We start from the raw sequence: 25,110 nt of genomic DNA, 5'->3' as shown, positions 1-25,110 counted from the left end.
ATTCCCTTCCCTTTCTGGACGAAGCGGAATTATAGATAGAACCCGTGACCACGAGCACCCAACAACCCGGGACAAGAGCGCAAGAGAGCTGTGCGCCGCCGCTCGTGGAGGCGATCCGCCCTACGCCCTAGGTGCGCCACAGCCGCTCCTGTCTCCTGTGCATTTCCCATGCCGTCTCCTCAGATTTCACATGGAGGAGGGTCGCTGGTCCATCCAGTCATGTCACCGTGTAAGTGCGCAAATCCCCAAGCGCCAAATGCTGCATCGCGACATAAATACAAAATCAGACGCTCAGCGATTTAGCAAGCTGTTGATATACATAGAACTTCGTGTGAAATGTTTCATCTGAAACGTACCAGTAGGCTCACGATCTAGCGGTTGGAAAGTCGAGTTGCTAGGGTTCACCGCGATTTCGGCCCTGGCGACTCAAGTGGGAATGCAGCATCGCCCTCAGTGGAATGAAGTGCCAACGCTTCTGCTCATAAAGCAGAGGACTGGGATCCGTCCATACCTGCTCCAACGCGCAGTTCCCACGGTACTTGCAAATCTATGGATCGGATCACTCAGTGAGAAGGACAACACTAGAGATGCGTTCGCGCGCGATGCTCGCATCCTTTACCACTACTTTTCTAGCATGGCGGTGGATCTTGAGTCTCGCTTGGTCAATCTGAAATCAATTACCAAGAACGAGGTTGTCGGGGCTGTTGAGCTTTTGTGTGTGAGAAACGGGAGGAGCTTAGCGAGAGCTACTTGCACACGCCGGTTGGAAGCTATCCGGTCACTTCTGCGTTCGGTTCAAGACCACCTTCTGTCTACCCAGGATCTAACCAAGGATGAGCTTCACGGTGTCAGTGTCTACTTCAGTGCAGTGGAGAGGAGGTTCGCGAGCGCATTCAAAAAGCACATCAATCGTGGCGCGAGCCCTGTCCACTCGAGGGTACTGTCCGAAGAAGAGATCGAGCTGATCCATCTCATCATGCATCCGGAGTCAGAGCTCAATCCATTCAGAAGTTACGCCATGAGGGTACGCAATTACTGCATCTTGAAGGTCGCCTGTGCCGCCGCTCCGCGGCGGTCAGAGCTCGTACTACTGGAAACAACGGACTTGGATCTATCCGGAACTCCAACCATCTCCTTTAAGCGTCCGACACCTCGGGTCATCGGACAGCGCCGCGACAGGTCCGCCCTGAAGACACAAACCAAGTCCCTTCCGTTGAGTTCAGAACTGGCCAGCCTCTTGGCAACATACTTGGACAGTTGCCGGCCGGAACTCATCGGCAAGGGGAGAGTGAGCACTGCGCTATTCCCCAGCACTGCGGACGGAAAACGCCTGTCTGGATCCTCCATCAACCGGCTGTTCTCCAAAGTCACTGACGTGATTGGGGCGGAAGCGGCACTTCGTTTGCATCCGCACGGACTTCGTGCAACCTCCACCACGATGCAACGGAAGCGTCTGCAGTCGATGGCGGCAATTTCTGACTCTGATCTTCTGCTAGCGCTCTCCTATCACGGAGGTTGGACACCGGGTAGTCAGTCTGTTCAGCTCTATACGCGACTCGCCATTCAAGAGAGGGTAGAGCAGCTTCTTGGATTTCGCTCAAACCCGGCCGGAGACGCAAAGTGAAGCGCGCGCTCCCACCAGCACAGTTGCGCGTGGTGGCCGCGAAGGCGCTGGGGGAAGAAGTTGATGAATTTGACTATAGGGTCACGTCCCCAACCGGGCAAAGCATTGAAATCGTTACGCCAGAGGGGCACTGGCCGCCAACGCTATTCATCGAGCCGATTGGTTCTGGCACGCAGAAAATTCCATGGGCCGGCCAGATTCACAGTAATCCGCTACTCGAGTGGATCGTCAGAAGCTGGTTGATCGACCGACTCCAGACATCCCTGCACATTAGACCAATCCAAGCGCTCCTAGGTAGGATCTCCGACGTGCAAGTATCCGCGATTGACGCGGAGTCAATTGAGGCGGCGCTGGCTGCATGGATTGACGAGATTGCGACTGCGGGTGCGGCTGAGAATCGGGACGAGGTGCCCATGGCCGCCGTCCTGCTGTACCAGTGGGCGCTAGAGGTTCAAGCCGTGCCCGGGTTCAGCGACTGGACACTTTACAGGCTACGGGTGCTGGCTTGGGGCGGGAGAAGGAAGAGACATGGACACCTAACGACCCTCCAAGACCCCATTGGCGGCCCGTACACGCGCCCTGAGTTGGCGAGAATTGAAGCCGCAATCAACTCCTCCGCCGCAGTCAGCGATCGACAACGGGCAGCGTTCTACCTGTGCCGGGATTGGGGGCTTAGACCAATACAGCTGGCCCTCATGCGCGCTAGTGACTTTGGCGAGGATAGCTTCGGTCCCTATGTCGATGTACCGAGCGTAAAGGGCCATCGTTCCAAGCTGCGCCGTGCAGATGGGAACTTAGTTAGACGACACATTTCAGACCAAGCAGCAGACGTCGTTCGTAAGCAGGTAGCTGAGGCTGAATCACAGGCGTCCATGCTCCGCGAAAAATTGCAGGAGTGCCTCAATGAGCTTGGAATAGAGCGATGCTCGGCACCATTGCCATTGTTCCCGCGCCGCGAAAAGCAGGAGCCCGGACTGAGGAGATTCTGCGAAGATTCTGCACTCTATCCATACACGCTACACGCCACAGGCGGGATGATATGCAGAGAAATTGCAGACATCGGTAAGGCCCTGGCGATTGTACAAGAGGAGGCAATCGCGGATCTAACCGGAGATTCATTCGTCACAATTCTTGCGTATCGGCTGAGGCGAACCAAGGGCACAGCGATGGTCGTCATGGGCTGTTCGCGTGAGGAAGTCGCCGAAGCTTTGGACCACGCAACGCCTTGGTCCGTGGAACATTACTTTCGGTACAGCACCGAAACGCACGATCTAATTAGCGCAACGGCAGCTTCAAGCCAACAGATCGTCCAAGCGGCCAACATGTGGGAAGGCCGGTTCTCACAAGATGCAACCCCGGAAACGGGTCATCGACCTGTCGGCGGGCTGGGACGTTGCACACTTAAGACGCCTTGTCCGAAACACCCACGCATCAGCTGCTATGCGTGCTATCGATTCCATCCAGACAGGAATGCTGACCACTCAGCAGCACTCAAAGAGATTGTGGCGTACGACGAACTGATGCGGCAGCAGAGCACCGGGCCTGTACGGAATCAACTCTCTCTGGAAGTTGTGGGGGCCATGAGCTTGGTACAGCATCTTTGCCGCGATGACGGAGACGGGAATGATCAAGAACCTCAATGATTCCGCAGAACGGGTACTCGCTGCTGTTGAATGCGACAGCCGTGCAAGATTCAGGGCACTTGTAGACTCCGGTCAAATTGGCGGCGCCTATGATGACCCAGCTTGGACCTACAGAGGGTCATCAGTACTATTCTGTGAAGCAGGCGGCAAACGCTCTGGCTCGGCCAGGCAGCCTGCACTTGATGCGCTTTCAGGAAGAATCGCACGGGCGATGGTCGTTGATCAGATCTCGTCAGGGTGTAGACCGTCCATTGCATTGGTCAGGGGCAGGACCATCACGTTCAGGCTTCTCGCATCGATCGTGAATGAAGAGCTGATCTCTTGGTGTGGACTCACGCGGGCTACGTTCGAACGGCTCATCGCAAGAATCAAGGCCGACCCATACATGAGCGAAGCAACCGTCTACAACCGTGCGGGTTCGCTACAAGCAATCGTTGAATACTTAAACAGGCTACAAGCACGGATAGACGGGAAGGAAGTCCGTTTCCTTCGCAAAGTCATCATCTGGAAGCATAGAGTTGAGAATCCAATTAGAAAAATTGAGGACCCGGAGTCGGGGGAGTTCAGCAGGCACTCCCGCTCAAAGCACAGGCCAGACATCGCTATCGCCTTGGCTCGCGCTAGAAACGCCGTCGTCACTACCCCTGAGATCGAGCCTACGCCTGGATACGACCGTATCAGGTTAGAGGCTCTTGCTCCGGCATTGGCAGTGGGTGCACGTATAGGAGAATGCATATCACTTCCTGTGCGCTGCATCGACAGAAGAGTTGGCGCGGGCTACACGCTTCTTCGGCAGCCTGTGGAGAAGTCGAACGACGCGACGTCGGTCCCAGTTCCAGAGGTGTGGGAAAAACCGCTGGAGGAATCCGTTGGCTACTTGGTGGAAGCGTGCGCTGAGGCCAGGGCCAGAGCGCGTCTCATTGAGGAGGAAGGGTTCGCCTTCCTTCGCGATAAGCTGGATGCCCTCCGCAATTCGCAGGGTCTATCGGCCTCACGACTCGCCCAGATAAAACTCTCTGGCTGCGAAGATGTGTACTTCATCGACGAATTCTGCGCCTGCTTCGACGTGAGCCAAAAGATTTTCAATGCTGACGGTCGGTATAGAGAATGCCTGATAGATCTCCCTAAGCCGAATGCATCAGTAGTTGTCCAGTGGCTAGATGATCGCTTCTCCTCGTGGGACTGGGGCCTCTTTACCCATAAGGTGAAGGGAGACATAGCCAACGGCCTCTCCGTCGATGGGCTAGTTAAAGGAAGCGGCGCGGATCGGGCGTCAGTTCAAAAGATGAGCTGGTTCATCGCCGATCTGCGTGCTCTTCTGCGCGACATGAGTGTGGAAGGCGCGTTTGTCGCGGCACCTTCAGAACTTCTTATCGAGCGCTTTCGCCTGCGATGGATGAAGATTCGGAGGGCCGGGCTTTCTAGCCGGGGAGGCGCACATGCAGCAGGAGTGGTGCTAAGTAGGCTTGAGCTCGCTCTTCGGAAAAGATATGCGAAGATTCTGTCGCAGCATTTTTCTGAGAACTTTTCGACCCAAGGAAGCCACTCTGGCGGAGGCTTTATCGCAACGTCTCCTCCTGCTGGCGTGCCTCGGCGGCTGAGTGAACACCTTATCGTAGTCTGGGACACGCAAACATCGCTGGGAAATAGGCAGGGTTTCTTACCATCTCCGCTGCGCAGGCCAGACATCTACAGGTATCTTAGCGACAGCTCGATTCAGAAGAGCATCTTTCGAAGGGCGAACATTCGCGATGATAACGGAAAAGTTGTTGCCTTCAGCCCCCATATGATTCGACATTGGGTGACCGATGCAATGCTACGTGCCGGCGCGAATGAGCTTGTTGTCGATGCTTGGATGAATCGAACGCCGCGGCAAGGCAGGCAGTACGACCATCGAACCGCGAAGGAACGCGCTGAGCAACACCGTTGGATGTACCTTGAGAAGGGATCCGAACCTAACGACTTCCTCGGCAGGAGAGTAAGGGAGCTGCGCTCATCGAACGTTAGCGAGGAAGATATCCAATCCATCATCGACAACAAGCTATCGATTCTACACGTCACGCCCTACGGCACCTGCTCACGCGAGCTGTACACCTCTCCTTGTGATAAGGCGCTCGTGTGCATTCGAGGTTTTGGAACGAGCGACGCCTGTAGATCATTCCAGGTCGATGTAACCGATCAAGACGCGCGACGGAACATCGAACAGCTGCGTGCTAGCCATCAGAGGATGTTGGGAGTATTGATGCCGAACTATCATGCGCTAGGCGAGCGTCTCGAAGCTGAGCTTGATCACGGGGAGCCACTGGATCAGCACATCGAATTCCTCTTGGACGTCGTGCGCTCATGTGATCAGGTGTTACAGCACTACCGTGATACGCAGGCGCCAGATAGCAGACACATTGACATCAAGGTCATATAGGCCATGCAGAAGCGCGAGACTTCTAGCTGGAGGGCGAGAGCACTCGTTGTCATAGAGGACATGGAAAGGGGAGTCGGGGCCGAACGAAATTTGAGTCAGCTTGCCGAGTTCATCGGAGTAAGTCGTCAGACGCTGTGGCGGGATGCGGAGCTGTCCGCACGGATAAGACTCGCAACGGCTAAACGAAAGTCAGGGCGGGTCCAGGTAAAGCGTAGGGGGCCATCGGAACAGTCAGCAGTCCTCGTCTTGGAAGTCGAACAATTGCGCGCGCACGTAGAACGCCTTATTGAGGCCATCGTGTCGGCGTGTGAACGACTTCAAGGCGACGGGATTGATCCTATGCACTATTTTACGGAGCCGACGCCTCCTGAGGTTGCTCCCACTCGACCGGGCAGGCGGTAGCGGAGATTGCTGCCGTTTCCCAGGCAGTCCACCTTCATTGTGGTGTCATCGAAGGGGGCGGCGCCTGGAATGCGCGTTCTTAGATAGCGGCCTATCGCTTCTTCCGTGAGGCTTTTGCCAACCTTCGCTTATCCGCGGCCGCCTTAGCGGTAGCTACGTTGAGATCACGTTGGAACTTCTCTGCCATCTGGGCGGTCTGCTCGTAGAACGCCGGTGCACCTCTACCCCGTACTTTTTTGAGAAGGGCCATGATCGTCGGGGAGATTCCAAGACGACGGTGCAGCATGAAATATCGCGTCTGCTTGGATCCCACGTAGGACGCGAAGCCGGCGAAGAGAATGCAGAGCTGAAGCCAGAGAGACGCAGAAGCGGAGAATTCGTTAGAGAGAATCTCGATGAGCACCCAGCAGGATGCGACGAGTAGTCCAGCGGGAAACGCCATCATAATTAGCCTCCGAGGGAGGCTCATCTTTAGTATGCCCGACGGATCCTTGGTCCGCGCCAGTGAATCTAGTGCACAGATGAACATCGGGAGACCCAAGCACGCGACGTCGATGCTCGACAGCGAGTAGCTGGTCCTGGCAAGAGAGAAGATCACAAGCAGGACCACAGCTAGCGCCAGCACGGATAGGAGGTCGGAATGGAGCTCCGCATAGAACTTTCTTAAAAACTCATTGTTCTTTCGGTAATGTGAGTTGAGAAGATCAATGATGTAGATCATCGATACGCCCCAGAAGACGTCGATGAGGCCTATGAAGGGTACAGCTAGTGCAAGCGGCCATCCCTTTTGAAGTAGGTATGGGGTCAGAGCGATCAATCCCCAAAGCAGCGATCCCACCACGGTTAGCATTAGAACTACGTGCATAGCGCGCTCGATGAATTCCTTGAGCGTACTATCGGCGCCTCTTATCAAATCTTTATGCTGCGGAATCGGCTGCATTGACTCGGCGCTGATCTTGGACTCTCTTGATAGTCAGATCCTGCAGGTCTACGATTGGGCGACACTGGAGATCACCCAGTCGAATACAGAAGCACTGTATGGCACCCGCTCACTTCTGTACCTTACAACGTTGGCTTTTCGACAAGGCAAGAAATGGACCACATCTTCCCCGTCATCGATGATGCTGATTGCGCCAAGTGCGGCCGCACCGTTTCTATCTCGGTAGTTGGGGATCCCTACAATCTCAACGCGCCAAAGCTGGATTCAGCTTGCCGTGATCCGAACTGTCCGGTCAACGAAGAGAACCAACCTAACGACATTCAGATCGTGACAATTTGCTTCGTTGACGAGGACAATCAGGAATAGACGTGACTGGCAAATAGTCGTTCTGCCTTGTCGCCCATGCGCATTCCGCGGATGGCACCTTGCTCACGGCGCTTTCCGCCCGCGGACCACTACCTGCCGGGCTTGTGGAGAGGGCGAAATCGCGGCCTTCTGTGTTGGGAGTCTCTGTTGGGAAGTTGCTTCCGCACTTGGCCCAAGTCCTTGCCTCATAGCCGTCCATCGCCGTCTGGTGGAATGATTGATCGGCCAGCGCGGTCCTTAAAGCGGTACAGGTGAGGTCTCCGATCGTCTAGCTCAGCCTTTCGATCCGTAGGATAAGTTCTTGGCGAGCGAGATTGAGGCCATCATCCTCGGCGGTATACGGTGAGTCAAAGAGTGGGATCTCGACCCAGAGATGCTCTTGCCCACTGTGCACATATGCACCGTGATCATCCAGCAAGAGCGCATCGCCAAGCTTCGGCGAAACGAAACGAAGATCCTTTGTCGGCCCGTACCAGTCGGTGTAGGTGATTGCTGGAAACCAAGTGGGTGCAGCGCCCTCAAGGACCAGCAACTCTGCTATGGAGTAGAAGCGATCTCTTGGAACGGTGGTAAGCATCACTAGCTGATCAAAAATCGTCCCCACATCTACGAGGAATTGGTAGAGGCCCGGGCGTGGAAACTGGCTGATAGCGTTTGAGATGAGTGTCCCTTCGAGGTCAAGCGCCAGAATGGTTGGCTTCATTTTATGTCCCGTCGTTTCAGTTCCGACGCTTTTGCACCACCACTGTTACGTGTCACCAACGCGAGCTATGTAGCGTGGTGCTGCATCGAGCGTTGCAGCCTAACGGCCGGCATCTTGTACGGATAGCTTGCCGCGACACAGCGGCTTTTCGACTGCCAAGATCGATCCGTGTAGGAGGTCGCCGAGGAACGCGATGAGCTAGCCGTTAACTTGGCATGCCCAAGCTCGGATGAACGCCTCCTGCTCCAGGGTCTCAATAGCGCCTGGACGTGCCGAGCGCACTTGAAGCATTGCTTCTTCACCGTCGGCAGCCGCGCCGCTTTGCAGTAACAGCATCGATGCCACTGTACCTGCTCGACCGAGCCCACCTTTGCAGTGCACAACGATTTTTGCGCCTGCCAGAAGCTTGCGTGAGAGCATCGGTCCAAGGGCGCTCCAGGGGTCAAGGAACCGCCTGTCTGGTGCCGCCCCATCGGTGATCGGCAGACCGTGCCAGACCAAGCCGTGCTGCGAAGCACGCTCAGGCAGAGATGGAATACGCAACTCGTGGAACTCCGACGGTTCAATCAGGGTGACGAGGTGCCGAGCGCCCCACTTACGAATCGCGCAAAGGTCAAGGTCTAAGTCCCTGGCCCAGGCTCCGGTCATCCCGGTCTCTTGATACTTGCCGGGCGCGAAGGTGACGCCAACCGCACCGCCCTGTCTTCCGACGGGAATAGTGTCTATCCGCAGTGGATCAGTAAGACTTGTCTTCAATGTGTTCTCCGCCTTTGGCAGCTCTGTACAACATTGAACAGTGACGCCGAAGCTTTGGCGCTTGGTACTACGATGAGGGTAGATGGCTAGCTCCGCTCTCTGCTTTGGTGCGCGCGCACCTTTAGCCTCGCCTCTGAGATAAATATCTGCATAGAAGTCCTGGAATGGAGCGCGGGCGCCGGGATCTCACAACCGAGTTGATTGCAGAGAGAACTTGCAAACGCTAGCTGTGCCCTAGTAGGAGGCTTGAGATCCCAGTCAGTCAGGTCCGGGATGATCTTCGCGACCTCTTCTGCAAGCCGAATTTGGAAACCTCGCCTGTCCCCCCGTTCCTGGATGCGCGAGAGTTGGCTGGCGATCTGCGAACTTCTGTCTTGGGGCAAGGGAATTTCAATGGTGAGATCTAGATCTGTGCAAACGAGGTAGAGGTCCATAGCGAGCCCTAATGATACATATATGTAGACTACATATATAGGCGTAGTGTTAAAAGTGTCTGCCTCCTAATTTTTCCGGGATGGAAAAAGACACAGTCGCCGCCGCCCTAGCACGCGTGATCCGCTCAAGGCGTGTTGCACTTGGCTACAGCCAGGATTCGTTCGCGGATCACATCGAGATGCACAGGTCGTACTACGCAGCCTTGGAGCGCGGCCAACGCAACATGACGCTGGCTACGCTGGAGCGAGTTGGCCGCGGCCTGAACTCAACTCTCGCGCAACTCTTCCAAGATGCCGAGATATGACTCAGCTATCATTTTGATTTTCAAGATGATTTCACTATGCAACAACTTGCGGTGCATGCGACATAACAGCCACAACCACCCTTCCGGCGACCCGGAACCCTCCAGCGCCGATACCCGCATCACCGACGAACTGCAGCAGGCGCTGGCGATGGTGGACGTGCGCCTGCTGGACCACTTCGTGGTGGGCGAGGGCCGTCCCGTTTCATTTGCTGAACGGGGACTTCTGTCCACGCCCCAGCCGCGCCTGTTCGGCTGAGCACGGCCCCTTCAGGCGCCATCGGCCGCCCCCACAGGCATGTTCTGGTCAGCGTGGGCGCGGGTATCTGCGCTAAAATGGGCGATTCCGCCGCTCATTCTCACAGCAGGCCTCGTGAAAAATCTCCTCCGCGCCCTGATCAGCCAAGGCATCGAAGCCTTGCGCGCCAATGGCACCCTGCCCGCCGACTCCCTGCCGCCGGACTTCGTGGTCGAGCGCCCGAAGACCCGCGACCACGGCGACTTCGCCACCAACGCCGCGATGCTGCTGGCCAAGGCCGCGCGCAGCAATCCGCGCGCACTGGCACAGGCATTGGTCGAGGCGCTGCCGCGCAGCGAGGACGTCAGCAAGGTCGAGATCGCCGGCCCCGGCTTCATCAACTTCCACCTGGCCCCGGCCGCGTACCAGCGCGAAGCCGCCTCGGTCATCAAGGAAGCCCACGACTACGGCCGCAATCTGTCCGGCAATGGCCGCACGGTGGGCGTGGAGTACGTGTCGGCCAACCCGACCGGCCCGCTGCATGTCGGCCATGGCCGCGCGGCGGCGATCGGCGACTGCGTGGCACGTGTGCTCGACGCCAACGGCTGGAACGCCAAGCGTGAGTTCTACTACAACGACGCCGGCGTGCAGATCGAGAACCTGGCGCTGTCCACCCAGGCGCGGATCAAGGGCATCGCGCCGGACCAGGACGGCTGGCCGGAAGGTGGCTACCGCGGCGAATACATCGCCGACGTCGCCCGCGCCTACATGGCCGGCGCCAGCGTCGACCTGGAAGGCAGCACCGTGGTCGGCGCCAAGGACCCGGACGACATGCAGGCGATCCGCCGGTTTGCGGTGGCCTACCTGCGCAACGAGCAGAACCTGGACCTGGCCGCGTTCGGCGTCGACTTCGACATCTATTTCCTGGAAAGCTCGCTGTACGCCGACGGCAAGGTAGCCGAAGCGGTGGCCAAGCTGCAGGCGTCGGGCCATACCTATGAAGAAGGTGGCGCGCTGTGGCTGCGCAGCACCGACTTCGGTGACGACAAGGACCGCGTGATGCGCAAGTCCGACGGCACCTTCACCTACTTCGTGCCGGACGTGGCCTACCACCTGTCCAAGTGGCAGCGCGGCTACGAGCGCGCGATCACCGAACTGGGTGCCGACCACCACGGCTCGCTGGCGCGCGTGCGCGCCGGCCTGCAGGCGATGGAAGTAGGCATTCCGCAGGGCTGGCCGGAATACGTGCTGCACCAGATGGTCACCGTCATGCGCGGCGGCGAGGAAGTGAAGCTGTCCAAGCGTGCCGGCAGCTACTTCACCCTGCGCGACCTGATCGAGGAAGCCGGCCGTGATGCCACCCGCTGGTTCCTGATCGCGCGCAAGCCCGATTCGCAGCTGACCTTCGACATCGACCTGGCCCGCCAGCAGAGCAACGACAACCCGGTGTTCTACGTGCAGTACGCGCACGCCCGCGTCTGCAGCCTGCTGCGCCAGGCGCAGGAGAAGGGCCTGGTGTACGAACAGGGCAACGGCCTGGCCAACCTCGGCCGCCTGGCCGACGACGCTTCGCTGCTGCTGATGAACGAGATCTCGCGGTACCCGGAAGTGGTGGAGGCGGCCGGCGTAGCGCTGGAACCGCATCTGGTGGCGCAGTACCTGCGTGAATTGGCGCACGCGTTCCACACGTGGTATCACGGGACGCCGGTGCTGGTGGACGACGCCGCCGACCGCAACGCCAAGCTGACCCTGGCCTGCGCCGCGCGCCAGGTGCTGGCCAACGGCCTCGAACTCCTGGGCGTCAGCGCCCCGGAAAAAATGTAAGCATCAGGAGACGCAGTACACATGGCAGCACGACGCGGCAAAAACCAGGCACGACGCAACAGCAGCAGCCAGGGAACACCCGGATGGGTGTGGCTGGTCGCTGGCGTGGCGATTGCAGCCGTGGTGTTCCTGGCGGCGCCGAACCTGTTCAAGGGCGAAGGCGATGGCTTCCTTCGCGCCGGTCCGCAGCCGAACCCGAACGCGCAGCCGGCCCCGGTCGCGGATGCCGACAGCGATGTTGGCGCCCAGCCGGCCGCGCAGCCGGCCACGCCGAAGCCGGCCGAACCGGAGAAGCCGGCCGCCACCCAGTACGACTTCTACACCCTGCTGCCGGGCAAGGAAGTTGAAATGTCCGACGCCGAACTGGCCGCCAGCGCGCGTGCCGAAGACCAGCGCCGGGCCAAGGCCGAAGCGCAGCGCGCGCAGGCGGCTTTGGAAGGCAAGCCGGTTCCGGCCGCCGCCGCTGCACCGGCACCGACAGCAACCGCCAGCGTGGCCAGCACCGCACCGGTAACCGCCACCAGCCGTCCGCTGCCGGCACCGCTGAGCGAACGCCCGGCTGCGGCAACGCCTCCGGCCAGCACGCCGACGGCGTCGACCAGCGCCGCCGCCGCCACTCCGGCAGCGCGCGCGGAAACCCCGCCGACCGCGGCCAGTACCCCGGCCGCTGCTGCGCCGGCCGCCGCCGACAACGCCCGCTACATCCTGCAGGCGGGTGCGTTCGGTGCCTCCGGCGATGCCGAAGCGACCAAGGCCAAGCTGGCGATGATGGGCCTGGCGGCACGCGTGGAATCGGCGCAGATCAACGGCAAGACCGTGTACCGCGTGCGCATGGGGCCGTATGGCAGTGCCGGCGAGTTGTCCGAAGCCAAGCAGAAGCTGGACGGCACCGGCCTGCAGGCGATGGCGATCAAGGCGCAGTAAGCCTGCGGCTGTGAACGAAAAAGCCGGGCATTGCCCGGCTTTTTCGTTTCTGTAGAGCCGAGCCATGCTCGGCTGAATCCAGACGAAGCCGAGCATAGGCTCGGCTCTACAGGACCCGCGAAGCAGGTCAGCCTTCGCGGGCGACCTGGAAACCGGCGAAGGACTGGCTGACCGGCATCAGTTCAAGGCGATTGATGTTCAGGTGCGGCGGCAGGCTGGCTACCCAGAAGATCTGTTCGGCGATGTCTTCGGCGGTCATCGGGTTGGCGCCGGTATAGAGCTTGTCCGACGCCGCCTGGTCGCCATGGGTACGCACCACCGTGAACTCGGTTTCGGCCATGCCCGGCTCGATCGTGGTCACGCGCACGCCGGTGCCATGCAGGTCCGAACGCAGGCCCAGCGAGAACTGGCTGACGAAGGCCTTGGTACCACCGTAGGCGTTGCCGCCCGGATACGGGTAGACGCCGGCCACCGAGGAAATGTTGATGATCGCGCCCTTGCGCTCCACCAGCTGCGGCAGCAGGCGATGGGTCAGGGTCACCAGCGCGGTGATGTTGGTGTCGATCATCGTGATCCAGTCCGACAGCCTGGCGCTCTGTGCCGGCGCGGTGCCCTGCGCCAGGCCGGCATTGTTGACCAGCAGATCGATCTCGCCGAAGGCCGGCGGCAGTGCCAGCAACGCGGCTTCCATCGCCACCGGATCGCGGATGTCGAAGGCAGCCGCGTGCACCACGTCCTTGCCGTAGCGCTCGACCAGCGGCTGCAGGCGTTCACCGCGGCGGCCGGTGGCGATCACCTTCCAGCCCGCCTGGGCGAAGCGGTGGACGGCGGCGGCGCCGAAGCCGGACGTGGCGCCGGTAATCAGGACAGTGCGGGTCATCAGGCAACTCCAGGGGGGGAAAACCGGACGCCCATTCTGTCACCGTCGGCCGGCCCCTGCGTTGCCGATGCCGGCTGACCACGCCCGAGGCGTGCGCGGCTCAGCGCACGCGGAATACCCGGGCCTTGGGCAGGTCTTCGTCGACCTGCAAGAACCAGCGCCCGGAAATTCCTGGAACAACGGCGATCTGCGGCGACTGCAGCACCTTGCGCAGCTTCATCTGCCCCTTCATCACCTGCCATTGCTGGCCGTTATCAAGGGTGAACAGCGTGCCGGGCTGCCAGCCTGCGACCTCTCCGACCACGCGTGCATTGACCGGTCCTTCTTCCAGGCCCAAGTGCATTGCTGCCGGTGCCGGCACATTGGCAGGCAGCGGCGCAGCGGCGGGGGCCACCGCTGCCGTCGGCCCGGTGGCCGCGCGCTCGGCCTCGCGCAGTACCCGGTTCAGTGCCTGCAACTGCGCCGGACTGAGCCCGACCTCGGCCAGTTGGGATGCACTGAGGCGCCGCTCGACGGGTACGAAGCGGTCCTGGGCGAAGGCAGCGAAGCTGCTGGCGAGCAGCAGTGCGGAAAACAGATACCGGCGCATGCAAGGGTCCCAGCGAACGAGTGCCCACGATGCTGCAGTTCGATGACAATCCGGTGACACGCCAGGGGCCGCTACAATTGGGCCATGATCAACAACGATGTCCTGCGCAGCGTGCGCTACTCCCTGGACCTGGGCGACCACCACGTGGTGACCCTGTGCCAGATGGCCGACCCGGCCTTCGCCGTGGATCCCGAGCAGGTCAAGGCCTGGCTGCGCCGCGAGGACGAAGCCGGTTTCGAGGCGATGAGCGACAGCGCGCTGGCGCACTTCCTCGATGGCCTGATCGTGCACCTGCGCGGTCGCGACGAGAGCCAGCCGCAGCGTGCGGTGGAAACCCGCATCGACAACAACCTGGTGCTGAAGAAGCTGCGCGTGGCGTTCCAGCTGCGCGACGTCGATCTGATGGAGATCTTCGCCAGCGCCGGTTTCAACGTGTCCAAGTCGGAAGTGGGCGCGCTGTTCCGCCAGCCCGGCCACACCAACTACCGGCGTTGCCTGGACCAGATGCTGCGCAATTTCCTCAAGGGCCTGAGCCTGCGCCTGCGCGGCTGAGCACGGCCTCGACGAACACCCGCGCCGCCGGTGTCGGCAGCCGCTGCCAGACCAGGTGCACGCGGCGGGTCGGGGTCGGCTGCAGCGGAATCCGCACCACGCCTTCAAAGCCTTCGGCGATCAACGCCGGCACGATGCCGACCGCCAGTCCATGGCGGACGAAGCGTTCGACCAGCTCCATCAGATTGACCTCGAAACGCACGGTGTGCGGCAGGCCAGCGGCGGCGAAGGCATCGTCGGTCTGCCGCCGCGCACCAGTGCCGCGCGGGAAGTCGACCAGCGCCTCGTCCTGCAATTCGGTCAATGGCAGCCGCTTGCGCCGGGCCAAGCGGTGCGACGGCGCCAGCACCGCCACCAGGTCTTCTTCCTGCAGCATCTGGTGGCAGACCCCGTCCAGGCCGGCCGAGGGTGACAACCCGACCAGCGCCACATCCAGGTCGCGCGACTGCACCTGCGCGATCAGGTCCTCGCTCTTGTCCACCCGCAATTGGAATTCCACCTGCGGGTGCACCTGCTGGAAGGCGGCCAGCATCGCCACCACGTCGATGCCGGTCAGCGAGGAAATCTGCCCGATCGCCAGCAGCCCGCGCACCTCGCCACTCACCGCCGCCACGTCGGCACGCAGATGGCGCAGGCTGGCCAAGGCCTGCCGCGCATGCACCAGCATGGCCTCACCGGCGGCGGTGGCCCGCACCTGGCGCGGCAGGCGTTCAAACAGCGGCGTGCCCAGTTCCTGCTCCAGTGCGGCGATCTGGTGGCTGAGTGCAGACTGCACCACATGGCAGCGTTCGGCGGCGCGGGTGAAGTTGCCTTCCTCGGCCAGGGCGACGGCAAACTCGAGCTGCTTGAGGTTCACCCTGCTATCTCGTTTCCAGATGACAGGGATGATGATGATTCATTTCCATCATCGCTGCAGCAGGCGGACACTGTGCACCCCGCTTCTCTGGAACACCGCGTGAGTCCGTCCCACCCCCCTCTGCACCGCTGGCAGGTGCTGCTGATGTCGGTGGCTACCGGCGTGGCCGTGGCCAGCAACTACTATGCGCAGCCGCTGCTGCACACCATTGCCGATGCCTTCGGTGTGCCGTTCGGCCAGGTTGGCATGGTGGTTACTGCCGCACAGCTGAGCTATGCCGCCGGACTGATCCTGCTGGTGCCGCTGGGAGACCTGTTCGAACGCCGCCGCCTGATCGTGGTAATGAGCCTGCTGTCGGCGGGCGGGTTGGTGATCAGTGCCTGTGCGCCGTCGCTGACCTGGCTGCTGGTGGGCACCGCGATCACCGGCCTGTTCTCGGTGGTGGCCCAGGTGCTGGTGCCGTTCGCCGCCACGCTGGCGGCGCCCGAGCATCGTGGTCGCGTGGTCGGCACGTTGATGAGTGGCCTGCTGCTGGGCATCCTGCTGGCACGTACCGTGGCCGGCCTGCTTTCCAGCCTGGGCGACTGGCGCCTGGTGTACGCGATCGCCGCCGGCACCCTGGTACTGACCGCGCTGGCACTGCAGCGCGGCCTGCCGCGCTTCCACCACAGCGCCGGCCTTGGCTACTTCGCGTTGCTGCGCTCGATCGGTGTGCTGTTCGTACAGGAACCCGTGCTGCGCCAGCGCACGCTGCTTGGCGCCTGCAGCTTCGCCATGTTCGCGATCTTCTGGACGCCACTGGCGTTCCTGCTGGCACAATCGCCCTACGCCTACAGCGACGCCACCATCGGCCTGTTCGGACTGGTCGGCGCCGCCGGCACGCTGGCGGCTGGCCTGGCCGGCCGCATGTCCGACCGCGGGCAGACCGGCCGCGCCACCGCCATCGCGCTGGCGCTGTTGCTGCTCTCGTGGCTGCCGCTGGGGCTGTCGGCACACTCGCTGCTGGCGCTGCTGGTCGGCGTAGTGGTGCTGGACCTGGCCGCGCAGCTGCTGCACGTCAGTAACCAGAACCTGATCTATGCACTGCAACCGGCAGCGCGCAACCGCCTCAATGCCGGCTACATGACCGGCTACTTCATCGGTGGTTCGCTGGGTTCGCTGCTGTCGGCGCAGGTCTACCAGCGCTTCGGCTGGACCGGCGTCTGCGTGGCCGGTGCCACGGTGGCCGTGCTGGCCCTGCTGCTGTGGCTGCCCGGCGCGCTGCGTGCGCGCCAGGCGGTGTCGTCGAACTAGAAGCTGCCCTGCAGCGCCAGCTCCCAACGCCCCCCGGCATTGCCCGGGAACAGGCGCTTGGCCGCGCTGTCAGTGTCATGCACGGTGGCACGCAGCTCCCATGCCTGGGTCAGCGAGGCGATGGCACTGAGCTGGCCATGCAGGTAATCCGGACCCTGCGCGGTGGCCAGCCAATACTGGCCCACCGCCACCTCCAGGCGGCACCGCTCGTGCAGCGGTACCCGCACGCCCAACTGGGCATAGGTGCCGCGATGGCCGCCGGCCAATGCATCGCTGGAATGGGCGACCTGCAACCAGGCGCGCTGCTTCCAGGTCACGGTGGTATTGAGTTCGGTCCAGTCCAGCGCGCGGCCGGTGCCCGGGTACATGTAGCGGGTCAGGTTGGCATCCAGTGTCCAGTCCGGGGCCAGCGCACCGGACCAGCCCGCCACCAGGTCGAACTCGCTGCGCGCGCCGTTGTCCGGCTTGAACGAAACGTTGGAGCCCCACACGCTGGCGTACCAACCCGATGGGATCGAAACCTTCGCGCCCGCCTGCACCGCCGGGTCGCCGTCGCTCTGCGAGCTGCCACGCCACACGTAGTCACTGGTCAACGCCGCACTGCCACTGACCTGTACCTGTGCCTGCGCGCTGCCGATTCCGAGCAGCCCTGCCAAGGCGGCCACCACCGCCGCCATCATCCCCTTGCTGTTCACTGCACTGTGTTCCTCGTCGAAGGCGGTCACGCCGCCGGGAACGCAGTGTCGAGGCGGTGGCCGTAACGGATCGAGGGTGCTGCCGGGCCCGTGGCGCAAATTCGGCGTAAATCCCGCGGATCGGGGCCACATGCCAGCAGCGCGGTATCATGGCGCCCTGTTTCCAGGAACCAACCGCGTGGACGCCATCCTGACCCCGGTATCGATCGGCGAGCTGATCGACAAGATCACCATTCTCCAGATCAAGGCCGAGCGCATCGACGATGCGGCCAAGCTGGCCAACGTGCGCACCGAACTGGACGGCCTGCTGCCCTTGTTGCAGCAGCAGCTGCAGGCACAGCCGGCCCTGGCCGCGCTGCAGCAGCAGCTGAAGGCGATCAACGAGCGCATGTGGGACATCCAGGACCAGCTGCGCGACAAGGAAGCGGCCCAGGTATTCGACGATGCCTTCATCCAGCTGGCACGCGGTGTCTATGGCACCAATGGCGAGCGCGTGCAGGTGAAGAACGAGATCAACCGCGTGGCCGGTTCGGCGCTGGTGGAAGAGAAACAGTACCAGGGCGAGTAAGCCCGCTCATCCGCATTCGAGCAGGTGCCGGATGCGGAACAGCTCACCATCGCTGTGGATGCCCAGCTTCTCGTAGGCGGTCCGCTTCTGCGTGCTGACCGTACTGGCCGTGCGCCCGAAGCGCCGCGCCACCTCCCCGGTGGTGCAGCCCTGCAGGACCAGCCGGAGCACCTCGCGCTCGCGTCGGCTCAAGGGCGTGAGCACCGGCGCCGGTGTGCGCCGCATGCGCGATCGGCTCAACTGCGTGCGCAACTCCGGGGGCACGAAGCGGCCGCCACGCGCCAGTACGTCAACTGCGCGCCGCAACATCTCCGGCGTGGTTCCCTTGGACAGAAAGCCGCGCGCGCCGGCCTGCATCGCCATGGTCACCGTGCTGGCATTGCAGTGCGCAGACAGCACCAGCACCGGCAGCAGCGGCCAGCGCCGCGACAACAGCCGCAACAGGGCCAGGCCCTGTTCGGGTCCGCACGGCGCCAGCAGGTCGATCAGCAACAGGTCGATGCCATCCGGCTGGCGCTGCAGCAGATCGAGCAGATCACCTTCGCGGGTGAAGCTGCCACAGACCTGCACGCCACCGTGCTGGCAAAGCACCACCTCCACCCCCAGGCGCAGCACGGGATGCGGCGCCAGCATTGCCAGGCGGCGGGGCCGATCGAGGGGCAGAGCGGGAACGGCAGGCGGCATCACATGGATCCGACGGTACGAAGTGCCCACCGTAGGCCCGCGCCGGGAGCAGCGGAATCCAATTTATTGCAACGCAGCAGCGGCCCCGGAACATGCTCAGCTGCGGTTTCGGGTCGTCACAACGCAACAGGCCCGGCATGTGCCGGGCCTGTCGAGGCATCTTCAGCGCGCAGGCGCGCCGAGGTAGCTATTACCAGCTGAAACGCGGGCCGACGGTGTATTCCTTGTCGCCGTCGCGGTTCATCTTCAGCTCGCCATTGATGCCCCAGTTCTGGTTCAGCTTGACCTGGCCACCCAAGCGACCGTACCACTGGCCTTCCGGATTGATGCCGTGCTTCTTCGAGAAATCTTCGTAGCCGACCATGCCGTAGACTTCGGCGTGGGCACCGAAGGCGGTGCGGATACCCGCTTCAGCGCTGTAGCCGTTGAAGTCCAGGCCGTGCTTCTGGTCGCGCTTCTGGTAAGCAACGCGGGCAACGAAGTCGGTGGTCGGGGCGATTTCAACGTTGTAGCCGGCGCCGATCTTCCACTGGTCCAGCTTGATGTTGGTGTGGTCGATTTCCTGGCGGCTGTACTCACCGAAAGCGTGGAAGTTCGGCAGGAAGCCGTACGAACCCTTCACGCCCCAGCCGTCGGCCTTGAACGCGTCGATGTCGGTCTTGGCGTAGTCGGCTTCGGCGTAGTTGTACGACAGGTTCTCAGCAGCCGAGGCGGTGAACGGCAGGGCAGCGGCCAGGGCCAGAGCAATCAGCGAATTCTTCATGGGGGTACACCTTTTACTTTCTTATGGTGTGCAGCAGCGCCAGGGCGCCATCGCATCGGGAATGTAAATTCTCCGTTATTCGCCACAACGCTCCCTGAAAACAGCGTTCTTCGCATTGCTGAATTTTTTGGCTTGATTCAGGCTGTCTCTGGCATACGCGCGCGGCGCGCGTGCATTTCATCGGCACAACGACTGTCGGTTGCAGGATGTCGATCCACGACGCCCTGGTTCGTCGGGTACTTGAAGGCCGTGCATGCGGCACGGTCCATCCGGAGGCAGGCTATGAGCTACATCGATGGTTTCGTCCTGGCGGTGCCCACCGCCAACAAGGAGAAGTTCCTCGCCCACGCACGCACAGGAGATCCCGTTTTCATCGAATACGGCGCGCTGCGCGTGGTCGAGTGCTGGGGCGATGACGTGCCGCACGGCAAGACCACCGACTTCTTCGGCGCAGTGAAAGCCACGCCGGATGAGACGGTGGTGTTTTCCTGGATCGAATGGCCGGACAAGCCGACCCGCGACGCCGGCATGAAGAAGATGATGGAAGACCCAAGGTTTGATCCGGCGACGAATCCGATGCCGTTCGACGGCGCGCGGATGATCTACGGCGGCTTCGTGCCGATCTACGAACTGACGCGCTGAAACGGGCGGACGTGCTCAGCGCGCGCCCGTTTCATCGCTGGCAGAGGCATGGCCGGCGCCCAGTGCGGCGCCGGCGCCGAGGCCCACACCGCCCATGCCTGCGCCCATTCCGCCACCGCCACCTCCTCCACCCGCACGACCGCCCTTGGCATCGCCCTCGTTGCGGCCCTTGCCACCGCCACTGGCGCCACCCGGCCGGGTCGGCCCCTGCGGCGGTATCTGCAGGTCGGTCGGAATCGGCGCCAGATCCAGCGCTTCGCGCACGAAGTCGCGCAGCGAGACCACCAGTTCGTGGATGTGCACCGGCCGCCCCTGTGCCAGTTCATTGGCGGCACGCGCGGCCAGCCGCACCTGTTCGTCGGTGCCCAGCAGCAGGATGTCCGACAACGCCGCTTCAACGGCATCACGGATGCGGCGCGCGCGATCCGAGCGCGGCTCGGCGATGCCCTCGGCATCCTCGCGCTGGCGCAGGTCACGGCGATGGCTGGGATCCACACCGAGTTCGCCGGTGAACGAACCGCCCAGGGTCTTGTAGGCCGCCATCAGCGTGCGCAGCCGTTCGTTGATCTGCCGGTTCTCGCGCTCGCGGCGCTGTTGCAGGGTCTGCATCACCAGCAGGCGGATGCCCACGCCCAGCAGGGTGATCAGGACCAGGCCGGCCAAGGTGGACAGCACGCCCTGCCAGGAACTGAAGTCGATACCGCGCATGCCCGGGGCTCCGGCGGGAAGAACCTGCATCCTGCCCCAGACCGCGTCCCAGAAACGCGAAAGGCCCCACCACCCGGGGGGTGGCAGGGCCTTCGGTCACGGCGCGATTACTTGCGCTTGGCGACCTTGCGCACGGCCTTCTTGGCCGGAGCCTTCTTGGCGGCGACCTTCTTCAGCGGCGCAGCCTTCTTGGCGACAGTCTTGCGGGTGGCGGCAACCTTCTTGCCAACTGCCTTCTTGGCAACGGCGGTCTTCTTGCCGGCGGCCTTCTTGGCGACAGCAGCCTTCTTGCCCACAACCTTCTTGGCGGCAGCGGTCTTCCTGGTGGCGACCTTCTTGGTGGCGGCAACCTTCTTGCCGACAACCTTCTTCGCAGCCACGGCCTTCTTGCCAGCGACCTTCTTGGCGGCGACGGTCTTCTTGGCCACGGCCTTCTTGGCGGTAGCGACCTTCTTGCCGACAACCTTCTTGGCGGCCGCGGTCTTCTTGGCAACGGTCTTCTTCGCGACGGCAGCCTTCTTGGTGGCGGCCTTCTTCACGGTGGCGACCTTCTTGCCGGCAGCCTTGGTGGCGGCCTTGGTGGTCTTCTTGGCAGCAGCGGCCTTCTTGGTCACAGCCTTGCCTGCAGCGGCCTTCTTCTTGGCCACTTCCTTCTTCAGGGCAGCGGCTTCGGCCTTGGCGTTCTTCTTGGCGGCTTCCAGCTTCTTCTTGGCGTTGGCAACAGTCTTGCCGACCGACTTGGCAGCCTTCTCGGCCTTCTTGGCAACGGTCTTCTCGACCTTGGCCACGGCCTTCTTGGCCTTGGCAACGCGGGTACCGGCAGCCTTGGTGGCGCGCTTGACGGTCTTCTTGACCGACTTCACTGCGTCTTCGGCAGCGTGGGCGATGGTCTCGCCAACGTTGGTGGCGGTTTCTTTGACGTTCTCGACGGCGTCGGTCACGACCGACACACCATTACCGTTGCTCATGTTGCCCTCCTGGGGGCCTTAAGTATCAAAACGGGGCGATGCTATACCGACATTGACGATCGTGGAACGGGGCATGCACCAGCAATCGCATCTGCTGCGACGGCAATGGTGTAGCCGGGCACCCTCGCGAGCACAGTGGGTTGACAGGAAACCCCTTTTTTTCAGTGCTGCGCCGCACGATCCGGGTAGCGGCAGGTGCTGCCTGCGTGCACCAGTCCGAATACAGCGAAAGGCATGCGATATGGCGCATCGCGGCACCAGGATGCGCAGAACTGCGCAAGTATCGGCCTGTATCCGCATGCGCTTCGGCAGACGTCGGCACGTTGAGAAGCACGCCCGATGTTGTCGGTACCGCCCCACAGATGGCGATGCCGACCTGCGTTCCGGGCGCCGGGTTTTCATGGCGCATTTATCCAGATCGCGACACACTCATTCAGCTTGTTTTACCGTAGGGCCGAACCGCCCCCACCCACGCCAGCGAACCGACTCCCATGCGACCGCTTCCCACCCTGCTCACGCTCGCAATCGCCGCCGCCTTCGGTGGCTTCGTTGCCACCGGCATCAATGCCCACCTGGACAACCGTGCCGATGCCGCGCCGCTGCCAGCGGTGCTGCCGACCACGGCGGCATTGCCCGCCTCGGTAGCCGGACAGGCGGTGCCGTCGCTGGCACCGATGCTGGAGAAGGCGATGCCGGCAGTGGTCAGCGTCAACACCAAGCAGGTGGTGCGCGTGCGCAACCCCTTCTTCAACGACCCGTTCTTCCGCCGCCTGTTCCCGGACATCCCGCAGGAACGCATCAACGAATCGCTGGGCTCGGGCGTGATCATCGACGCCAAGGAGGGCCTGGTGCTGACCAACCACCATGTCATCGACAACGCCGATGACGTACAGGTGACACTGGCCGACGGGCGCACGGTCAAGGCCGAATTCCTCGGTTCGGACCGCGATACCGACATCGCGCTGATCCGCATTCCGGCGCAGAACCTGACCGACATCAAGCTCGGCAACAGCGACCAGCTGCGCGTGGGCGACTTCGTGGTGGCCATCGGCAATCCGTTCGGCTTCAGCCAGACGGTCACCTCGGGCATCGTCTCGGCGGTGGGCCGCAGCGGTATCCGCGGGCTGGGCTACCAGAACTTCATCCAGACCGATGCGTCGATCAACCCGGGCAACTCGGGTGGCGCACTGGTCGATCTGCAGGGCCAGCTGGTCGGCATCAATACCGCCAGCTTCAACCCGCAGGGCAGCATGGCCGGCAACATCGGCCTGGGCCTGGCGATTCCCTCCAACCTGGCACGCAGCGTGGTCGACCAGCTGGTCAAGCACGGTGTGGTGGTGCGCGGCACGCTGGGCGTGGAAAGCCAGAACCTGACCGCGCAGATCGCGCAGGGCCTGGGCCTGGGCGAAACCCGTGGCGCACTGATCACGCGCGTGCTGGCCGGTTCGGCCGCCGCCGCAGCCGGGCTGAAGCCGGGCGACGTGGTGGTCTCGGCCAACGGCCAACGCGTGGACAGCGCCGAAGCCCTGCACAACGTGGAAGGCCTGGCCGCGGTCGGCAGCGCATTGACGCTGGACGTGCGCCGCGAGGGCAAGCCGCTGCAGATCAAGGCAACGTTGAAGGAACAGGCGCGCGCGGTCACCGGCGAGAGCCTGGACCCGCGCCTGACCGGGGCCACCTTCGTCGACCTGCCCGAGTCATTGCGCCAGTCCGGTGTCGGCGGCGTGCTGGTCAGCGAGGTCAAGCGCGGCAGCCGCGCGGCCAGCAACGGCCTGCAGCAGGGCGACATCATCACCGATGCCACGGTGGGCGAATTCGCCGACCTGGCCAGCTGGCGCGCCAACTTCCAGCAGCGCCCGCCGACCCTGGTGATACGCGTGCTGCGCAACAATGGCCAGCAGCAGGGCCAGCTCGTGATGCGCTGATCGCCCTGCCGTAACACCCCCTATACCCCGGCAATGCTATTGCTGTCAGTCCAGGTCGGCACCGCCGACACCCGTTCCCCCATCGCAACAGGAGTGATTCGATGAGCCCCACCAATACCGAGAACCTGAAGGAACACCTGGGTGAAGCCGGTTCCCACCTGAAGCAGGCCGCGTCGGCCGCCGGCGGTGCGATCAAGGGTGCAACCGGCGCAGCCGGCGACGAACTGCGTATCGGCAAGGCCAACGTCAAGGCTGAACTGTCCGACAGCGCACTGTCCGGCCTGGCCGCCGCCGAGTTCGGTGGTGCCGCCGCCAAGGAGCAGGTGGATGCGCTGATGGACAAGGGCAAGGACCTGATCGACAGCGCCGCGGAGCTGATCCGTGAACGTCCGCTGGCCTCGTTCGGTGTTGCCTTCGCTGCCGGCTGGATCATCGCCAAGCTGGCCCGCGGCAGCAGCGACAAGTAAGCCGCGGCGTGAGCGAAGACAACGCGCAAGCCCCTGATCCAGCGGCTACCCCGCCGCTGGATGAGAGCATCCGCCAGGTCGGTGCGGCCGGTCGTGCCGCTGCCGATTCGGCCAAGCACACGCTGCGCTCGCTGCGCCGGTTGGCCTCGGCCGACTTCGCGATGGCACGCAGTGCGTTCGGTCGTGCACTGGCCTGGGCCGGCGTGGCGATCGTGTTTGGTGCCTCGGCCTGGCTGCTGATGGCCGCCACCCTCATCGCCCTGCTGCAGAGCTGGGGCCTGAGCTGGCTGCAGGCCCTGCTGATCACCTCGCTGCTGAGCCTGGCCGTCACCGGTTATGCGATCTGGCGGGTGTCCTACTTCTTCCACCACACCGGCATGCACGCTACCCGGCGCCAGCTGTCACGCCTGGGCCTGTTCGACGAACCCAGCGAAGACGATCCCGATGCCGAGGTGCAGCTGCCCGAGGGCAAGCCATGAAGTTCGGCGCGCTGCAACGGCGGGTGAAACGCTGCGAACAGGTGGTGACCGTGCGTCTGGGCGAGACCCAGGACCACTGGTCCACGCTCAGCGACGTCTGGCGAAAAGGCTGGTCGCCGCTGCGCATCGTGGTGGTCGGACTGGCCGGTGGCTTCATCGCCGGCAAGCTGGAAGTGCCGGGCAAGGTCAACGGTGCCCGCTGGCTGCAGATGGTGGGCTCGGTCTCGAACCTGTTCGCCAGTGCACAGGCGGCGTTCGCCACGGCGATGGCGGCGCAGGCCGCAGCCACCGCCGACGACGCGGCCGAAGAAGCCGACGAGGCCAGCGAACAGGCACAGGCGGCGGCCTCCGCTGCCGAAGCACGTCCGGCACCGGCACCACGCTCCGTGCCGAAGCCAGGACCGGAACCGGACCTGCGCGGACCGCGTCCGGCCGAAGCGGCCACCGAGCTGTCCGAACGTTGAAC

Annotated in this window: 26 protein-coding genes and 1 pseudogene; 16 read left to right on the top strand and 11 right to left on the bottom strand. The window is 62.7% G+C overall.

The window, feature by feature from the left end; all coding sequences use genetic code 11:
* The first annotated feature begins 436 nt into the window (after positions 1-436).
* The 3 genes from AC5P8D_RS20380 to AC5P8D_RS20370 are packed head-to-tail and all read left to right on the top strand — an operon-like array spanning position 437 to position 5,686.
* Positions 437-1,624: a tyrosine-type recombinase/integrase gene (locus AC5P8D_RS20380; RefSeq protein ID WP_495203622.1), complete on the top strand. Its 1,188-nt coding sequence runs from the start codon at positions 437-439 to the stop codon at positions 1,622-1,624.
* Positions 1,621-3,267, top strand: a complete 1,647-nt coding sequence (locus AC5P8D_RS20375; RefSeq protein ID WP_495203609.1) for a site-specific integrase — start codon at positions 1,621-1,623, stop codon at positions 3,265-3,267. The genes AC5P8D_RS20380 and AC5P8D_RS20375 overlap by 4 nt, the downstream gene beginning before the upstream one ends.
* Positions 3,248-5,686 carry a site-specific integrase gene (locus AC5P8D_RS20370; protein WP_495203608.1) on the top strand — a complete coding sequence of 813 codons (2,439 nt, stop codon included), beginning with the start codon at positions 3,248-3,250 and terminating at the stop codon, positions 5,684-5,686. The genes AC5P8D_RS20375 and AC5P8D_RS20370 overlap by 20 nt, the downstream gene beginning before the upstream one ends.
* A gap of 493 nt (positions 5,687-6,179) precedes the next feature.
* Here AC5P8D_RS20370 and AC5P8D_RS20365 read toward each other — a convergent pair whose 3' ends face one another.
* A complete protein-coding gene (locus AC5P8D_RS20365) occupies positions 6,180-7,028 on the bottom strand; it encodes a hypothetical protein (protein ID WP_495203607.1) in 849 nt (282 codons plus the stop codon).
* A gap of 153 nt (positions 7,029-7,181) precedes the next feature.
* On the opposite strand from AC5P8D_RS20365, the gene AC5P8D_RS20360 reads away from it, so the two are divergent.
* Entirely contained in the window at positions 7,182-7,394 is a 213-nt protein-coding gene (locus tag AC5P8D_RS20360) for a hypothetical protein (protein WP_495203606.1), read from the top strand.
* A gap of 268 nt (positions 7,395-7,662) precedes the next feature.
* Here AC5P8D_RS20360 and AC5P8D_RS20355 read toward each other — a convergent pair whose 3' ends face one another.
* Together AC5P8D_RS20355 and AC5P8D_RS20350 are read right to left on the bottom strand one after the other, a co-directional pair.
* Entirely contained in the window at positions 7,663-8,097 is a 435-nt protein-coding gene (locus tag AC5P8D_RS20355; RefSeq protein ID WP_495203605.1) for an NIF family HAD-type phosphatase, read from the bottom strand.
* Between the two features lie 198 nt (positions 8,098-8,295).
* Positions 8,296-8,745: a cyclin-dependent kinase inhibitor 3 family protein gene (locus AC5P8D_RS20350; protein ID WP_495203621.1), complete on the bottom strand. Its 450-nt coding sequence runs from the start codon at positions 8,743-8,745 to the stop codon at positions 8,296-8,298.
* Between the two features lie 622 nt (positions 8,746-9,367).
* On the opposite strand from AC5P8D_RS20350, the gene AC5P8D_RS20345 reads away from it, so the two are divergent.
* The 4 genes and pseudogenes from AC5P8D_RS20345 (at position 9,368) to AC5P8D_RS20330 (ending at position 12,575) form a co-directional block, all read left to right on the top strand.
* Complete coding sequence (locus AC5P8D_RS20345; protein WP_336023773.1) at positions 9,368-9,592, top strand: helix-turn-helix domain-containing protein; 225 nt, start codon at positions 9,368-9,370, stop codon at positions 9,590-9,592.
* Positions 9,593-9,659: 67 nt separating this feature from the next.
* Positions 9,660-9,848 (top strand): annotated as a pseudogene (locus AC5P8D_RS20340) (JAB domain-containing protein); the annotation flags it as partial.
* 114 nt (positions 9,849-9,962) lie between these two features.
* A complete protein-coding gene (gene argS / locus AC5P8D_RS20335; RefSeq protein ID WP_010486900.1) occupies positions 9,963-11,651 on the top strand; it encodes an arginine--tRNA ligase in 1,689 nt (562 codons plus the stop codon).
* A gap of 21 nt (positions 11,652-11,672) precedes the next feature.
* Positions 11,673-12,575, top strand: coding sequence for an SPOR domain-containing protein (locus AC5P8D_RS20330; protein WP_010486901.1), 903 nt, complete (start codon positions 11,673-11,675; stop codon positions 12,573-12,575).
* Positions 12,576-12,702: 127 nt separating this feature from the next.
* Here the strand turns inward: AC5P8D_RS20330 and AC5P8D_RS20325 are convergent, their stop codons facing one another.
* Both AC5P8D_RS20325 and AC5P8D_RS20320 read right to left on the bottom strand, forming a co-directional pair.
* On the bottom strand, positions 12,703-13,455 hold the full coding sequence (locus AC5P8D_RS20325; RefSeq protein WP_010486904.1) for an SDR family NAD(P)-dependent oxidoreductase: 753 nt from the start codon (positions 13,453-13,455) through the stop codon (positions 12,703-12,705).
* A 100-nt stretch (positions 13,456-13,555) separates the two neighbouring features.
* Entirely contained in the window at positions 13,556-14,044 is a 489-nt protein-coding gene (locus tag AC5P8D_RS20320; RefSeq protein ID WP_019337644.1) for a hypothetical protein, read from the bottom strand.
* 84 nt (positions 14,045-14,128) lie between these two features.
* Here AC5P8D_RS20320 and AC5P8D_RS20315 point away from each other — a divergent pair, with 84 nt between their 5' ends.
* Positions 14,129-14,596 carry a YehS family protein gene (locus tag AC5P8D_RS20315; protein WP_005411992.1) on the top strand — a complete coding sequence of 156 codons (468 nt, stop codon included), beginning with the start codon at positions 14,129-14,131 and terminating at the stop codon, positions 14,594-14,596.
* On the opposite strand, the gene AC5P8D_RS20310 is transcribed toward AC5P8D_RS20315, so the two are convergent.
* Positions 14,565-15,452 carry a LysR family transcriptional regulator gene (locus AC5P8D_RS20310; RefSeq protein ID WP_019337642.1) on the bottom strand — a complete coding sequence of 296 codons (888 nt, stop codon included), beginning with the start codon at positions 15,450-15,452 and terminating at the stop codon, positions 14,565-14,567. The two genes, AC5P8D_RS20315 and AC5P8D_RS20310, sit on opposite strands and share 32 nt — an antisense overlap.
* Positions 15,453-15,596: 144 nt before the next feature.
* On the opposite strand from AC5P8D_RS20310, the gene AC5P8D_RS20305 reads away from it, so the two are divergent.
* Positions 15,597-16,745 carry an MFS transporter gene (locus tag AC5P8D_RS20305; RefSeq protein ID WP_495203620.1) on the top strand — a complete coding sequence of 383 codons (1,149 nt, stop codon included), beginning with the start codon at positions 15,597-15,599 and terminating at the stop codon, positions 16,743-16,745.
* On the opposite strand, the gene AC5P8D_RS20300 is transcribed toward AC5P8D_RS20305, so the two are convergent.
* The gene (locus tag AC5P8D_RS20300; RefSeq protein ID WP_329763755.1) at positions 16,742-17,440 is read right to left on the bottom strand and encodes a TorF family putative porin; all 699 of its coding nucleotides are present in this window, start codon (positions 17,438-17,440) and stop codon (positions 16,742-16,744) included. The genes AC5P8D_RS20305 and AC5P8D_RS20300 overlap by 4 nt on opposite strands.
* 130 nt (positions 17,441-17,570) lie before the next feature.
* Here AC5P8D_RS20300 and AC5P8D_RS20295 point away from each other — a divergent pair, with 130 nt between their 5' ends.
* Complete coding sequence (locus tag AC5P8D_RS20295; protein ID WP_049403467.1) at positions 17,571-18,008, top strand: DUF6165 family protein; 438 nt, start codon at positions 17,571-17,573, stop codon at positions 18,006-18,008.
* A gap of 6 nt (positions 18,009-18,014) precedes the next feature.
* Here the strand turns inward: AC5P8D_RS20295 and AC5P8D_RS20290 are convergent, their stop codons facing one another.
* On the bottom strand, positions 18,015-18,692 hold the full coding sequence (locus tag AC5P8D_RS20290) for a response regulator transcription factor (RefSeq protein WP_049403468.1): 678 nt from the start codon (positions 18,690-18,692) through the stop codon (positions 18,015-18,017).
* Positions 18,693-18,882: 190 nt separating this feature from the next.
* The gene (locus AC5P8D_RS20285) at positions 18,883-19,455 is read right to left on the bottom strand and encodes an OmpO family porin (protein ID WP_010486919.1); all 573 of its coding nucleotides are present in this window, start codon (positions 19,453-19,455) and stop codon (positions 18,883-18,885) included.
* Positions 19,456-19,737: 282 nt separating this feature from the next.
* On the opposite strand from AC5P8D_RS20285, the gene AC5P8D_RS20280 reads away from it, so the two are divergent.
* Positions 19,738-20,097, top strand: a complete 360-nt coding sequence (locus AC5P8D_RS20280) for a DUF1428 domain-containing protein (protein WP_005407745.1) — start codon at positions 19,738-19,740, stop codon at positions 20,095-20,097.
* 15 nt (positions 20,098-20,112) lie between these two features.
* Here AC5P8D_RS20280 and AC5P8D_RS20275 read toward each other — a convergent pair whose 3' ends face one another.
* Complete coding sequence (locus tag AC5P8D_RS20275) at positions 20,113-20,805, bottom strand: hypothetical protein (protein WP_159359678.1); 693 nt, start codon at positions 20,803-20,805, stop codon at positions 20,113-20,115.
* Between the two features lie 107 nt (positions 20,806-20,912).
* Complete coding sequence (locus AC5P8D_RS20270) at positions 20,913-21,773, bottom strand: histone (protein WP_495203604.1); 861 nt, start codon at positions 21,771-21,773, stop codon at positions 20,913-20,915.
* 491 nt (positions 21,774-22,264) lie between these two features.
* Here AC5P8D_RS20270 and AC5P8D_RS20265 point away from each other — a divergent pair, with 491 nt between their 5' ends.
* From AC5P8D_RS20265 to AC5P8D_RS20250, 4 genes are all read left to right on the top strand, one after another.
* Positions 22,265-23,698: a Do family serine endopeptidase gene (locus tag AC5P8D_RS20265; protein ID WP_010486930.1), complete on the top strand. Its 1,434-nt coding sequence runs from the start codon at positions 22,265-22,267 to the stop codon at positions 23,696-23,698.
* Between the two features lie 101 nt (positions 23,699-23,799).
* Positions 23,800-24,165 carry a hypothetical protein gene (locus AC5P8D_RS20260; RefSeq protein WP_032128158.1) on the top strand — a complete coding sequence of 122 codons (366 nt, stop codon included), beginning with the start codon at positions 23,800-23,802 and terminating at the stop codon, positions 24,163-24,165.
* Between the two features lie 8 nt (positions 24,166-24,173).
* Positions 24,174-24,644, top strand: a complete 471-nt coding sequence (locus AC5P8D_RS20255) for a phage holin family protein (protein WP_010486934.1) — start codon at positions 24,174-24,176, stop codon at positions 24,642-24,644.
* Positions 24,641-25,108 (top strand): protein sip-5, encoded by a 468-nt coding sequence (locus AC5P8D_RS20250; protein WP_312719961.1) that lies wholly within the window; start codon positions 24,641-24,643, stop codon positions 25,106-25,108. Before AC5P8D_RS20255 ends, AC5P8D_RS20250 begins: the two co-directional genes overlap by 4 nt.
* Positions 25,109-25,110 lie beyond the last annotated feature (2 nt).

This window comes from Stenotrophomonas sp. YJH_SMC_101-4 (genome assembly GCF_059370395.1).
The sequence above is the reverse complement of the archived record's forward strand: the minus strand, read 5'-3'. Positions and strand labels throughout refer to the sequence as shown.

What these genes read in the sequence shown, in the direction of transcription:
- AC5P8D_RS20380 (WP_495203622.1), top strand. Translation starts at nt 437, where the DNA reads ATGCAGCATCGCCCTCAGTGGAATGAAGTGCCAACGCTTCTGCTCATA.
- AC5P8D_RS20370 (WP_495203608.1), top strand. Translation starts at nt 3,248, where the DNA reads ATGATCAAGAACCTCAATGATTCCGCAGAACGGGTACTCGCTGCTGTT.
- AC5P8D_RS20365 (WP_495203607.1), bottom strand. Translation starts at nt 7,028, where the DNA reads ATGCAGCCGATTCCGCAGCATAAAGATTTGATAAGAGGCGCCGATAGT.
- AC5P8D_RS20360 (WP_495203606.1), top strand. Translation starts at nt 7,182, where the DNA reads ATGGACCACATCTTCCCCGTCATCGATGATGCTGATTGCGCCAAGTGC.
- AC5P8D_RS20355 (WP_495203605.1), bottom strand. Translation starts at nt 8,097, where the DNA reads ATGAAGCCAACCATTCTGGCGCTTGACCTCGAAGGGACACTCATCTCA.
- AC5P8D_RS20350 (WP_495203621.1), bottom strand. Translation starts at nt 8,745, where the DNA reads ATGACCGGAGCCTGGGCCAGGGACTTAGACCTTGACCTTTGCGCGATT.
- AC5P8D_RS20345 (WP_336023773.1), top strand. Translation starts at nt 9,368, where the DNA reads ATGGAAAAAGACACAGTCGCCGCCGCCCTAGCACGCGTGATCCGCTCA.
- AC5P8D_RS20330 (WP_010486901.1), top strand. Translation starts at nt 11,673, where the DNA reads ATGGCAGCACGACGCGGCAAAAACCAGGCACGACGCAACAGCAGCAGC.
- AC5P8D_RS20325 (WP_010486904.1), bottom strand. Translation starts at nt 13,455, where the DNA reads ATGACCCGCACTGTCCTGATTACCGGCGCCACGTCCGGCTTCGGCGCC.
- AC5P8D_RS20320 (WP_019337644.1), bottom strand. Translation starts at nt 14,044, where the DNA reads ATGCGCCGGTATCTGTTTTCCGCACTGCTGCTCGCCAGCAGCTTCGCT.
- AC5P8D_RS20315 (WP_005411992.1), top strand. Translation starts at nt 14,129, where the DNA reads ATGATCAACAACGATGTCCTGCGCAGCGTGCGCTACTCCCTGGACCTG.
- AC5P8D_RS20305 (WP_495203620.1), top strand. Translation starts at nt 15,597, where the DNA reads ATGTCGGTGGCTACCGGCGTGGCCGTGGCCAGCAACTACTATGCGCAG.
- AC5P8D_RS20295 (WP_049403467.1), top strand. Translation starts at nt 17,571, where the DNA reads ATGCCAGCAGCGCGGTATCATGGCGCCCTGTTTCCAGGAACCAACCGC.
- AC5P8D_RS20290 (WP_049403468.1), bottom strand. Translation starts at nt 18,692, where the DNA reads ATGCCGCCTGCCGTTCCCGCTCTGCCCCTCGATCGGCCCCGCCGCCTG.
- AC5P8D_RS20285 (WP_010486919.1), bottom strand. Translation starts at nt 19,455, where the DNA reads ATGAAGAATTCGCTGATTGCTCTGGCCCTGGCCGCTGCCCTGCCGTTC.
- AC5P8D_RS20280 (WP_005407745.1), top strand. Translation starts at nt 19,738, where the DNA reads ATGAGCTACATCGATGGTTTCGTCCTGGCGGTGCCCACCGCCAACAAG.
- AC5P8D_RS20275 (WP_159359678.1), bottom strand. Translation starts at nt 20,805, where the DNA reads ATGCGCGGTATCGACTTCAGTTCCTGGCAGGGCGTGCTGTCCACCTTG.
- AC5P8D_RS20270 (WP_495203604.1), bottom strand. Translation starts at nt 21,773, where the DNA reads ATGAGCAACGGTAATGGTGTGTCGGTCGTGACCGACGCCGTCGAGAAC.
- AC5P8D_RS20265 (WP_010486930.1), top strand. Translation starts at nt 22,265, where the DNA reads ATGCGACCGCTTCCCACCCTGCTCACGCTCGCAATCGCCGCCGCCTTC.
- AC5P8D_RS20260 (WP_032128158.1), top strand. Translation starts at nt 23,800, where the DNA reads ATGAGCCCCACCAATACCGAGAACCTGAAGGAACACCTGGGTGAAGCC.
- AC5P8D_RS20250 (WP_312719961.1), top strand. Translation starts at nt 24,641, where the DNA reads ATGAAGTTCGGCGCGCTGCAACGGCGGGTGAAACGCTGCGAACAGGTG.